The sequence below is a fragment of the Proteiniborus sp. genome, assembly GCF_040308045.1.
GTDB lineage: Bacteria > Bacillota > Clostridia > Tissierellales > Proteiniboraceae > Proteiniborus.
Window position 1 is genome coordinate 39,656 of record NZ_JAWRHZ010000055.1, and the last position, 11,004, is coordinate 50,659.

An 11,004-nucleotide genomic window follows, 5' to 3' on the forward strand; every position below is an offset into this window, starting at 1 on the left:
TCTAAAGGAGCAGAAGTATGAAACTATCACCAAGACTACAAGCTATTGCAGATTATGTTCCTAAAGGCGCAATCGTTGCAGATATAGGAACTGATCATGGATATATTCCTGTTTACCTTGCAAGGGAAGAAATATCTTGCAAAATTATTGCTACAGATATTAATGAAGGGCCACTACAAAATGCTAAATCATATATTGACAAAGAATCCTATGGAGAAATAATAGAGACAAGATTAGGAAATGGGCTTAAGTGCATGTTACCTAATGAAGTAGATACAGTTATTATTGCAGGCATGGGAGGTATCTTAATCGCAGAGATACTAGAGAACTCGAAAGACATTACACAAACTATTAAGAACTTTATACTTCAACCTATGGTAGCATCAGAAGATCTTAGAAGATATTTAATTAATAATAATTATAGAATTCTTAATGAAAAACTTGCTAAGGAAGGCAATAAAATATATGAGGTAATGCTAGCAACCCATGGCATGGACAAAATAGAAAATGACATATACTATGAAATTGGGAAAAAATTAGTAGAAAATAAAGACGAGCATCTTAAGGAATTTTTAAAAAATAAAATTAGAAAAACAGAAAATATATTGAGAAAATTAAAAAATAATGAAACTATAGAAGGAAAACAAAGATATGAGTCTTTGAAAAATAAAAACGAAGAATATAAGAAGGTGTTAAATGACATATGTTAGCTAAAGATGTAATAGAGTTAATGAATATCATAGCACCACCTGAGCTAATTGAAAAAAGTTGGGACAATTCAGGTCTACAGATTGGAAGACTTGATAAAGAGATTAAGAAAGTTTTAGTTGCCCTTGATGTGAGTCCACTTACAGTAAAATACGCCCTTGATAATTCTATAGATATGATAATCTCTCATCATCCATTTTTTTTCTCACCGATCAAAGCCATTTTTCAAGAAAGCATTAAAGGTAAAATGATAACGGATTTAATAAAAAATGATATAATGGTATATAGTGCCCATACAAATTTAGATTCTGCAGAAAATGGTATCAACGAAATATTAGCTAGAAAATTTATGCTGATAAATACGAGTATTTTAGCAAAAAACTATACAGAAAAGTTTTATAAAGTAGTAACCTATGTTCCAAATTCTCACAGTGTTATGGTAAGGAATGCTATGGTAGACAGTGGCGCAGGGTTTATTGGAAATTATAGTCATTGTACCTTCAATATAAGAGGGGTAGGTACCTTTATTCCTAGTGAAGGGGCTAATCCTTATATTGGAGAGTCAAATAAGCTAGAATTTGTTGAAGAAGAGAGAATCGAAACTATAGTAAGTGAAAAGAATTTAAGGAATGTAGTTCAATCAATGCTTAAAGTTCATCCCTACGAAGAAGTTGCATATGACGTATATAGTCTTATTAACAAAGGTAAAGAATATGGGTACGGTAGAGTTGGAGAATTAGAAAAGGAAAAAACGTTATACGATGTTGCTATTTTAGCTAAAAAAGTTTTAGAGTGTGATGCTGTAAGAATATACGGAAATCCTGATTTAATAATTAAGAGGGTAGCTATTTGTGGTGGAAGTGGATTTGATTTTTTAAATGATGTATATTCTAGCAAAGCTGACGTATACATTACAGGAGATGTGAAATATCATGATGCGCAGCTTGCTTTGGAAAAAGGCATATCTATAATAGATGCAGGTCATTTTTATACTGAAAAAATAGTACTGCCATATATTAAGAGCTTTTTAGACGACATCCTAGCGAAAGAGATCTGCGTTATGAGCTATAATGAAAAGAGTATTCCTTTTATGACTATTTAATTATTGTTTTACAACTTATTAGCCTTAAGGAGGTCTTGAGATGAGCCAGTTAAAGCTTTTATGGAGTTTGCAACAACATGATAGGAGATTGGCACAGCTAATACAAAAGCTTAAGGAAATCGAAGATGAAAAGAAAATGGATGATTTAATAGTTAGGCTTCAGCAGGTAGAATATGATGTAACAAATAAAAAGACTCGAAAAGAAGTAAATGAACTTAAGATACAAAGATCTAACAATAAATTGGAGCAAATAACACTTAAACTTAAAGATGTGGAAAAGAAACTTTATAATGGTAGTGTTTCAGATTTAAAACAGCTGACCTATATGAATAAAGAAGCACAGGATATTAAAAAAGAATCTATTAGATTAGAGAAAGAAACATTAAGCTTAATGGAAGAAACAGAAAAATTAGGACAAGAATTAATAGAAGTAGTAAATAATTATAATAAACTTAAAGAAGAAATAGAAAATAATATGAATGAATTTAAATCTACATCAATACAGTTAAAGTTGGAAATTAAGAAGGAAAAAGTAATAATTAATAAAATATCATCTAGATTAAGTGAAGACCTTAGAAAGAAATACTTTACATTAAAAGCAAGCAAAGGAAAAGTATTGGCTCAAGTACATGATGGTAAATGCAATGGGTGTCATATGACTATACCTTTATATATTATGTCAAAATTAAAAAACAAAGAAGAGATAACATATTGTGATAATTGTGGAAGAATACTATATTATAAGGAATCATAGGATATAAATAAACATATATTTTCATTTTGTGTTTTTATAAGACATTATTAAAATTCTGGAATTATAACAATTATTTACATTTGACATATTAACGATTGTTATGTTATATTATATTATGTTAACTGAATAGTCAAGTAAGCCAGATGATCGCATGCATATGCATGAGGAAAGTCCGAGCTCCATAGAGCAGGGTGCTGGGTAATACCCAGTGGGGGCAACCCTAAGGAAAGTGCAACAGAGAGATACCGCCTAATATATTAGGTAAGGGTGGAAAGGTGAGGTAAGAGCTCACCAGGGGCTAGGCGACTAGCCTGCTATGTAAACCCCACCTGGAGCAAGACCAAGTAGGGACTAGGAAAGACGGCTGCTCGTCGTCATCCCAATGGTAGGTCGCTTGAACTTATTGGCAACAATAGGTCTAGATAGATGATCATTAAATACAGAACTCGGCTTATAGACTTACTTGATATAAATTATGAAAACTCAATGCTTTTAAGGCGTTGAGTTTTCTTTATTTTAAAATGTTAACAAATTGTTGCTAATTAACTTCCAGTATAATATAATAGTAATAATTAATTATTTATCTAAAGACTTACTTTTTCTAGACTAACGGAGGGGATGTGAGAAGCAGTGAAAAGATGTTTTGCTGCGTTGACCGTAGCCACTTTAATGTTTGCATCTAGTACAGCTTTTGGAGATACAGGAGTATTTATAAAAAACGCAATATTAATGGATGAAGATGGTGAAAACGTTACAACTTTTTCACAAGGAGCAAGAGTATACATTTCTGAAGAAAAAGAGAATCAATTTCTAATAAATGAAAATAATGATATATATTATGCAGACAAGCAGGATTTACTTTTAATTTCAAAAAAAACTAAAATATATAGAGTTAAGAGCACACCATCAATTATGTATTTAGAACCTAATCCTAACTCTAATCCCGTTAAAGAACTACAATTGGGAGATATTCTTTATTTAGAAAAATTAGAAGGACAATTTGGATTGTTTAAGACTGAGAACCAAAAAAAAGGGTTCGTTTTTCTTTCATCATTAGATGAAGGTTATATTGAAAAGGAAAACATTTCTCATGGAACTGCTACAGCTACAATGACTGTAAAAAATAGCGAAAACAAATATTTACATATCAGAAAAGCAGATTTATTGTACATAAAAGATTTTAGAGATAATCAGTATATAATTTTAGATGAAGAAGGAAATGAGTTTTTTGTTAATCCCCTTTTAGTTTCACTTAATAAGGACAGTATTCAGGCATCAAGATCTTCCTTTAATAGAAGAAATGTTACTAATATTAGCAAAGTAATTGAATATGCTTATAATGCCATTGGGAAGCCATATGTTTATGGAGATACAGGTAAAAAGGGTTATGATTGCTCTGGTTTAACCTACTCTGCTTTTTTAGAAATAGGAATTAAGTTACCACGTTCCTCTAGTACACAAGCTAGTACCGGAGTACCTATAAAAAAAGAGGATTTAATAACTGGAGATTTATTATTTTTTAATACAAGTGGTAAGGGAATATCTCATGTAGGCTTGTATATAGGTGAAGGTAAGATGATACATGCTTCTACTGGGTCTAAAAAGGTTAAAATAGAAGAGATAGATTCTACTTATTATAAGAAAAGATATGTTTCTGCAAGAAGAGTTATTGTTGATTAAATTACATTAGCTTTGCTTATGAAGTTTTATTAAGGTCTAATTGTAGATAGATTTTAATAAAGCTTTTTATTTTTGTTTGTAATTTGGCTTTTAGTTGAATAAAAGGTCATTAATGTGCTAATATAATAGGTAATGCGTGTTATAAATATTTTAATAGGGCTACAATTTGTATTTTTTAATATACTATTTGAAAGGATGGATTACATATGGCAGAAATTCTAAAAGGCGCTCCTGTAGCAAAGGCAATAAAGGAGAAAATAAAAAAAGAAGCAGAACTACTAAAACAGAAGAATATTATTCCTACTCTTGGTATAATAAGAATGGGAAATAGAGCTGATGATATTTCCTATGAAAAAAGTGTCATAAAAAATTGCGAATCTGTAGGTATACAAGTTCGTGTGTTTGAAGTTTCGGCTGATACTCCTATGAATGAATTTGTTGAGTTACTAAAAAAAGTTAACGAAGATGGCAGTATACATGGTATATTGATGTTTAGACCTTTGCCAAAACATATTGATTATGAAGTTATAAAAAATATAATAGATCCTCGAAAAGACATTGATTGCATGAATCCTATTAATCTTGAGAAAGTATTTGAAGGAGAATTAGATGGTTTTGTTCCTTGTACTCCAAAGGCTGTAATTGAGGTTTTAAAATACTACAATATACCATTAGCAGGAGCAAATGTGGCTATAATAAATAGAAGTATGGTAGTTGGGAGACCTCTAAGTATGATGTTTTTAGGTGAGAGCTCAACAGTTACAATATGTCACTCTAAGACTAGAAACTTGCCAAAGGTAACTTCAGATGCTGACATAGTAGTTGCAGCTGTTGGTAAAGCTAGAATGCTTGGCAATGAATATTTTAGTGAAAATAGTATAGTAATAGATGTAGGAATTAACGACGCTGGTGAAGGGAAAATATGTGGAGATGTAGACTATGATAATGTAGTTGAAAACGTAAAAGCCATCACTCCAGTTCCTGGAGGAGTAGGGAGTGTGACATCAGCTATTCTACTTAGCCATGTAATTATTGCATGCAAAAACATAACAAAATAATATTATAAGTGTTAATGATAGTGCATTCCAAATGTTAGACATAAAAACTAGCATTTGGGGGTGCACTTTTTTATTAAAGATTTAATGTTTTAATTTCTACAAGAAAGTTCAAGTTAATATATGAAAAAACAAAACAAGACATTTTTCATTGAAGGAAAACTAGATTCATTTAGAGAATAATTTATTAGATATTTGGCTGAATAGAGGAGGAGATTTTTTTGAGAATTTCGCTTAATACTAGAGATAAAATACTTATTGTAAATTTCAATGGTGAACTTGATCATCATTCAGCAGAAGAAATCAGAAAGGAGATAGATAAGATATATTTTGAAAAGAGATTAAGGAGCATTGTTCTAGACTTAAAAAACTTAAATTTTATGGATAGTTCAGGAATAGGGTTGATAATGGGTAGATATAAAAATGTATTTGAAAATGGTGGGAAGTTATATTTAATAAATGTATCTTCTAGAGTTGAGAAAATACTCAGAATGTCAGGTATACTAAAAATTGTGCAAATGTACAATGGTTTAGATGATATCCCTGAAAATATCTAAAGGAGTGATAGTTTATATGATACAAAATAGTATGAGATTAGAGTTCCCCAGTAAATCACAGAATGAATCTTTTGCTAGAGTTGTTGTTGCTTCCTTTGCAGCGCAGTTAGATCCGACTATTGAAGAGCTATCAGATATAAAGACTGCTGTCTCTGAAGCTGTAACAAATGCAATAATTCATGGATACGAAGATATAATTGGAACAGTAATTATTGAATGCAGAATAGAAGGTAATAAAATTGAGATTATTGTTGAAGATGAAGGAGTAGGAATTGAAGATATAAATAAAGCTATAGAACCATTTTATACTTCAAAACCTGAACTTGAACGATCAGGAATGGGCTTTACAGTTATGGAAACATTTATGGATGAACTAGAGTTGTTTTCGGAGATAGGAAAAGGAACCAAGGTTAGAATGGTGAAAGTTTTCAAAAGCGTAAAAGCTGAGGAGTAGATAGTATGAATGCAAGCTCTATTAAAAAAAATAACTATGGCTTGTTAAGTCACTCTGAAACAATAGAATTAATAAAAAAAGCCCAGCAAGGCGATGATAATGCACAGACTTTATTAGTAAACCATAATCTTGGTCTAGTAAAAAGCGTATTAAGAAGATTTGTTAATCGTGGTCATGAACCTGAGGACTTATATCAGCTAGGTTGCATTGGACTATTGAAGGCAATTCAAAAATTTGACACTAATTATGATGTAAAATTTTCTACATATGCAGTCCCAATGATAATTGGAGAAATTAAAAGATTTTTAAGAGATGATGGAATAATAAAAGTCAGTAGATCTTTAAAGCAAACTGCTATGAAAGCTAATATTGCAAAAGAAAAACTTACCAAAGAACTTGGAAGAGAGCCAAATATTCAGGAAATAGCTGATGAAATATGTGTAGATAAAGAAGACATTGTAATGGCTTTAGAGTCAAATATTCAACCTGATTATTTGTATGATGTAGTTCATCAAAATGATGGATCTCCAATACATTTAATAGATAGAATTATGACAAGTGAAGATGAAGACGTAGAGGTATTAGATAAAATAACTCTTAAACAGATTTTAGGTCAGTTAAAGCCAAGAGATAGACAAATAATTATTATGAGGTATTTTAAAGATAAGACGCAGACTGAAATTGCAAGCATGCTTGGAATTTCTCAAGTTCAGGTATCGAGAATTGAAAAGAGAGTTCTCAGAGATATGAAGGATATGTTAACTAAGGTATGATAAATCATACCTTTATTTTTTTGCATTAAAAAAACGTTATTAGTAAATAATAAAGTTATAAGATATGTGGAGTGACTCAATATGAAAGTTAAAATAGCGAAGTTCATAGGGTTTTGTTTTATTATATTATCTATTATTATTGTTAGTTATTTTTGTTATCAAAACTATAATTCAGCAAAAGATGAACCTAAAAGGGCAAAATTAGTAATTAATATAGAGTAATGGAGGTGGTTTATTATCAATGCTGTAAAAGTATTTTTACAAACTGAACCTAAAGTCACTGTTGCTCCAGAACAGAAGCTTAAAATTAAAGATGTTGCTTCCATCTTTTGTACTGATAAAAAAATAGAGAAAGAAATATTAGAGCTAGAAGTACATGATATATCTGGAAAAATAAAAAATGATGTTATTCCAGCACTAAAAATAATTAATGTAGTACATAAATACAACGAAAATATAGATTTAGAAATAATGGGTGATACAGAGATATTAGTAAATATACAAGGAGAAAGTAGTGAATGGAAGCTGTTTTCAATACTTAAGACGGCGCTTGTTTGTTTTATTCTTTTTCTTGGAGCAGGTTTAGCTATAGTTAATTTTCATGCAGATGTTAATATGGATAAATCTCTTCAGATAATATACCATATGGTAACTGGAGAAGAAAAGCAAAAACCTCTTATTTTGCTAATACCTTATTCTTTAGGAATTGGTGCAGGCATGACAGTGTTTTTTAATCATTTATTTCAGAAAAAATGGAAAAAGGAACCTAGTCCACTTGAGGTTGAAATGTTTATGTATGAGAAAAATATTGATGACTACATTTTAGATACAACTAAGCATAATTAGCACAAATGGTGGTGGTTCTATGATAAAACAGATATTTTTATGTGCGATTGCTCTATCTGGAGGTTCTTTAGTTGGTACAGCAGCTGCTGCATTTGTGACCCTTCTTGATATTGTCCCTAGAATGGCACAGGTTAGTGATACTTCAGATAAAATTGGGTTGTACGAGATTTCAATTTCTTTATCAGCAACTTCAATTTCATTTTTAACTTTAATTGGCTGGGGGATTGGGATTAAATCAAAAATATTTCTTGTAATAGTTGGATTTACTTTAGGTATATTTGTTGGATTACTGGCTTCTGCTTTAGCCGAGGTATTAAATGTTATGCCTGTATTATTCCGAAGAGTAAGAATTCAAAAATATATTCTAGCTGTACTTATTGCAATTGCTTTGGGGAAAATTGTAGGCTCTTTTTTTAGTTGGAATATTATTAGTAAACATTAGTTTTAGGAAGGTGATTGTTTTTATGAAGGATAGATTTAAGAACTTTAGCTTAACCTGCCTCATTGAAAATACTGAAAGCAAAAAAAATAGATATAAGGAGAGTTATTATCATCACTACGATGATATATGCAAAATTCGATTGAATCAAAGAACAAGTAATATTAGATAAGGTAGGTGTATTAAATGGATAGCATAAACCAAAAAGATTATTATAAATACGTAAAGAAAAAAATGCCCAAGCCTAACTACATAAAAAATTGTTTTTGGGCTTTTATTGTTGGAGGGTTAATTAGTGACCTTGGACAGTTAATAACAAACTTTTTCAAAAATACTGGGTTAGACAAAAAATCTGTAGCTTCAGCTACATCTATTACATTAGTATTTCTAGGAGCATTTCTAACCGGACTAGGTTTATATGATAGACTTGGAAAAAAAGCTGGAGCAGGTTCTATAGTTCCCATTACAGGTTTTGCTAATGCAATAGTATCTCCTGCAATGGAATTTAAAAGAGAAGGCTTTATACTTGGAGTTGCATCAAAAATGTTTGTTATAGCAGGACCAGTATTAGTATATGGATATGGGAGTTCCATACTTATTGGTATTATTTATTTGCTACTTAAGAAATAGGGAGGTTATAATTTGGCACAGAAAAAACTAGGAAAACAGACTGTAGTACTAGAAAACCCACCATCAATAATTTCTACAGCTACTATAGTAGGACCTAAAGAGGGAGATGGGCCATTAAAAGACTATTTTGATCTTATTTTAGATGATGATTTATGGGGAGAAGATAGTTGGGAGAAATGCGAATCAAAGCTACAACAAGAAGCAGTTAAGTTAGCTTTAAATAAAGCAAAAATGGTACCTTCACAAGTAGATTATTTATTTGGTGGAGACCTTTTAAATCAAATAATTTCTTCATCTTATGCTGCAAGGCAATTGAAAATTCCTTTTTTCGGGCTATATGGAGCTTGTTCGACCAAGACGGAGTCACTAACCTTAGGAGCGATGGCTATAGATGGAGGATTTGCAGATACTGTTGTAAGTGTTACATCAAGCCATTTTAGTACAGCAGAAAGACAGTATAGATTTCCTTTAGAGCATGGTAATCAAAGACCACCAACAGCTCAATGGACCGTTACAGGATCAGGTGCATCAGTGCTTTCTTCGTCAGGAAATGGTCCCTACATAACGCACCTAACTACAGGAAGGATTATTGATCCTGGTATTAGTAATGCAAATAATATGGGACCAGCAATGGCTCCAGCTGCTGCTGATACTATAATTCAACATTTTAGGGATACAGGCTTTAAACCAGACAATTATGACATGATAATAACTGGTGATTTAGCTACTGTAGGAAAAGAAATAGCAGAAGAGCTTATTGTTAAGGAAGGATACGATGTAACAAAAATTTTCATGGATTGTGGAATAGAAATATTTGATGCAGAAAGACAAGATACCCACTCTGGTGGAAGTGGATGTGGGTGTTCCGCTGTTGTGTTTGCAGGGTATCTTTATAATGCACTAAAAACTGGTAAACTTAAAAGAATTATGCTAGTTTCTACTGGAGCTCTTCTCTCACCAACCATTATACAGCAAGGAGAATCTATACCTGGAATTGCCCATGCAGTAACTATTAGTATTGAGAAATAGAGGAGGATTATTATGGATTATATTAGAGCCTTTATAGTGGGAGGAATTATATGCGTAATTGGTCAAGTTATAATGGATACTACAAAACTTACTCCTGCCCATGTACTCGTATTATTTGTAACATCTGGTGTTATACTTACAGCTGTAGGAATATATGAACCCATAGTAAATTTTGGCGGAGCAGGGGCTACAGTACCATTACCTGGCTTTGGTTACGCATTATCTAAAGGAGTTATAGAAGCTGTCAAAAAGGATGGTATAATAGGTGCATTTACGGGGGGAATAACAGCAACTGCTGGAGGTGTAGCAGCAGCAGTTTTCTTTGGTTACATTATGGCAGTTATTTTTACTCCTAAAACAAAGCAATAATAAGGAGGGGAAATGAAAAGGAAGATAATTTTGGTCACAGATGGTGATACTCTAGCAAAAAAAGCAGTTGAAAGAGCTGCAATAAACATAGGTGGAAGGTCTATATCAAGATCTGCTGGGAATCCTACCCCAATAAGTGGCGAAGAGATTATAAAATTAGTAGGTGAAGCTTTATATGATCCTGTAGTAGTAATGGTTGATGATATAGGGAACCCTGGACAAGGAAAGGGTGAGGATGTTCTAGCTTACTTACTTAATCATAGTGATGTTGAGGTATTAGGAGTAATTGCAGTAGCCTCTAATACTGAAAATGTAAAAGGGATAGAAGTAGATTTTTCTATAGATTATACAGGAAAAGTTGTAGAGAATGCTGTAGACAAAAATGGGTATGAAACAAGAACTAAAATATTATATGGAGACACAGTAGATGTTCTAAATAACTTTTCAGTTCCAATTATTATTGGAATAGGAGATATAGGAAAAATAAATGGCGCAGATAATTATACTAAAGGCTCTCCATTAATAACTAAGGCTTTAAAGGAAATAGTCAATAGAAATAATAAAAATTAAAAAACTAGAGAACAAATAACGTTGCTCTCTAGTTTTTA

General features: G+C 31.7%; 15 protein-coding genes and 1 other RNA gene. All 16 read left to right on the forward strand.

Features of this window, described 5'->3' with window-relative positions; all coding sequences use genetic code 11:
* The first annotated feature begins 17 nt into the window (after positions 1 to 17).
* The 16 genes from ABV008_RS11020 to spoVAEA all read left to right on the forward strand — a co-directional run bounded on the left by ABV008_RS11020 (position 18) and on the right by spoVAEA (position 10,966).
* A complete protein-coding gene (locus ABV008_RS11020) occupies positions 18 to 710 on the forward strand; it encodes a tRNA (adenine(22)-N(1))-methyltransferase (protein ID WP_352419872.1) in 693 nt (230 codons plus the stop codon).
* Positions 704 to 1,810 (forward strand): Nif3-like dinuclear metal center hexameric protein, encoded by a 1,107-nt coding sequence (locus tag ABV008_RS11025; RefSeq protein WP_352419873.1) that lies wholly within the window; start codon positions 704 to 706, stop codon positions 1,808 to 1,810. Before ABV008_RS11020 ends, ABV008_RS11025 begins: the two co-directional genes overlap by 7 nt.
* A 40-nt stretch (positions 1,811 to 1,850) precedes the next feature.
* The gene (locus ABV008_RS11030; RefSeq protein ID WP_352419874.1) at positions 1,851 to 2,564 is read left to right on the forward strand and encodes a zinc ribbon domain-containing protein; all 714 of its coding nucleotides are present in this window, start codon (positions 1,851 to 1,853) and stop codon (positions 2,562 to 2,564) included.
* Positions 2,565 to 2,695: 131 nt separating this feature from the next.
* An RNA gene (gene rnpB / locus ABV008_RS11035) (RNase P RNA component class A) lies at positions 2,696 to 3,034 on the forward strand.
* Positions 3,035 to 3,194: 160 nt separating this feature from the next.
* Positions 3,195 to 4,244 (forward strand): C40 family peptidase, encoded by a 1,050-nt coding sequence (locus ABV008_RS11040; protein ID WP_352419875.1) that lies wholly within the window; start codon positions 3,195 to 3,197, stop codon positions 4,242 to 4,244.
* Between the two features lie 206 nt (positions 4,245 to 4,450).
* Positions 4,451 to 5,302, forward strand: a complete 852-nt coding sequence (locus tag ABV008_RS11045) for a bifunctional 5,10-methylenetetrahydrofolate dehydrogenase/5,10-methenyltetrahydrofolate cyclohydrolase (RefSeq protein WP_352419876.1) — start codon at positions 4,451 to 4,453, stop codon at positions 5,300 to 5,302.
* Positions 5,303 to 5,520: 218 nt separating this feature from the next.
* Positions 5,521 to 5,856: an anti-sigma F factor antagonist gene (spoIIAA, locus tag ABV008_RS11050; RefSeq protein WP_352419877.1), complete on the forward strand. Its 336-nt coding sequence runs from the start codon at positions 5,521 to 5,523 to the stop codon at positions 5,854 to 5,856.
* A 16-nt stretch (positions 5,857 to 5,872) separates the two neighbouring features.
* Positions 5,873 to 6,310 carry an anti-sigma F factor gene (gene spoIIAB / locus ABV008_RS11055; protein WP_352419878.1) on the forward strand — a complete coding sequence of 146 codons (438 nt, stop codon included), beginning with the start codon at positions 5,873 to 5,875 and terminating at the stop codon, positions 6,308 to 6,310.
* 5 nt (positions 6,311 to 6,315) lie between these two features.
* Entirely contained in the window at positions 6,316 to 7,083 is a 768-nt protein-coding gene (sigF, locus tag ABV008_RS11060) for an RNA polymerase sporulation sigma factor SigF (RefSeq protein ID WP_352419879.1), read from the forward strand.
* Positions 7,084 to 7,164: 81 nt separating this feature from the next.
* Positions 7,165 to 7,305 carry a hypothetical protein gene (locus ABV008_RS11065; RefSeq protein WP_352419880.1) on the forward strand — a complete coding sequence of 47 codons (141 nt, stop codon included), beginning with the start codon at positions 7,165 to 7,167 and terminating at the stop codon, positions 7,303 to 7,305.
* 15 nt (positions 7,306 to 7,320) lie between these two features.
* Positions 7,321 to 7,929 carry a stage V sporulation protein AA gene (locus ABV008_RS11070; RefSeq protein WP_352419983.1) on the forward strand — a complete coding sequence of 203 codons (609 nt, stop codon included), beginning with the start codon at positions 7,321 to 7,323 and terminating at the stop codon, positions 7,927 to 7,929.
* A gap of 19 nt (positions 7,930 to 7,948) precedes the next feature.
* The gene (locus ABV008_RS11075; RefSeq protein ID WP_352419881.1) at positions 7,949 to 8,371 is read left to right on the forward strand and encodes a stage V sporulation protein AB; all 423 of its coding nucleotides are present in this window, start codon (positions 7,949 to 7,951) and stop codon (positions 8,369 to 8,371) included.
* Between the two features lie 183 nt (positions 8,372 to 8,554).
* On the forward strand, positions 8,555 to 8,998 hold the full coding sequence (spoVAC, locus tag ABV008_RS11080) for a stage V sporulation protein AC (protein WP_352419882.1): 444 nt from the start codon (positions 8,555 to 8,557) through the stop codon (positions 8,996 to 8,998).
* Positions 8,999 to 9,010: 12 nt separating this feature from the next.
* Complete coding sequence (gene spoVAD, locus ABV008_RS11085) at positions 9,011 to 10,027, forward strand: stage V sporulation protein AD (protein ID WP_352419883.1); 1,017 nt, start codon at positions 9,011 to 9,013, stop codon at positions 10,025 to 10,027.
* A 12-nt stretch (positions 10,028 to 10,039) separates the two neighbouring features.
* A complete protein-coding gene (spoVAE, locus tag ABV008_RS11090; protein WP_352419884.1) occupies positions 10,040 to 10,396 on the forward strand; it encodes a stage V sporulation protein AE in 357 nt (118 codons plus the stop codon).
* Between the two features lie 12 nt (positions 10,397 to 10,408).
* Positions 10,409 to 10,966, forward strand: a complete 558-nt coding sequence (spoVAEA, locus tag ABV008_RS11095) for a stage V sporulation protein SpoVABEA (protein ID WP_352419885.1) — start codon at positions 10,409 to 10,411, stop codon at positions 10,964 to 10,966.
* Positions 10,967 to 11,004 lie beyond the last annotated feature (38 nt).

Coding starts and splice junctions, on each gene's coding strand:
- ABV008_RS11025 (WP_352419873.1), top strand. CDS start 704: ATGTTAGCTAAAGATGTAATAGAGTTAATGAATATCATAGCACCACCT.
- sigF (WP_352419879.1), top strand. CDS start 6,316: ATGAATGCAAGCTCTATTAAAAAAAATAACTATGGCTTGTTAAGTCAC.
- spoVAC (WP_352419882.1), top strand. CDS start 8,555: ATGGATAGCATAAACCAAAAAGATTATTATAAATACGTAAAGAAAAAA.
- ABV008_RS11030 (WP_352419874.1), top strand. CDS start 1,851: ATGAGCCAGTTAAAGCTTTTATGGAGTTTGCAACAACATGATAGGAGA.
- spoVAE (WP_352419884.1), top strand. CDS start 10,040: ATGGATTATATTAGAGCCTTTATAGTGGGAGGAATTATATGCGTAATT.
- spoIIAB (WP_352419878.1), top strand. CDS start 5,873: ATGATACAAAATAGTATGAGATTAGAGTTCCCCAGTAAATCACAGAAT.
- spoVAEA (WP_352419885.1), top strand. CDS start 10,409: ATGAAAAGGAAGATAATTTTGGTCACAGATGGTGATACTCTAGCAAAA.
- ABV008_RS11045 (WP_352419876.1), top strand. CDS start 4,451: ATGGCAGAAATTCTAAAAGGCGCTCCTGTAGCAAAGGCAATAAAGGAG.
- ABV008_RS11020 (WP_352419872.1), top strand. CDS start 18: ATGAAACTATCACCAAGACTACAAGCTATTGCAGATTATGTTCCTAAA.
- ABV008_RS11075 (WP_352419881.1), top strand. CDS start 7,949: ATGATAAAACAGATATTTTTATGTGCGATTGCTCTATCTGGAGGTTCT.
- ABV008_RS11065 (WP_352419880.1), top strand. CDS start 7,165: ATGAAAGTTAAAATAGCGAAGTTCATAGGGTTTTGTTTTATTATATTA.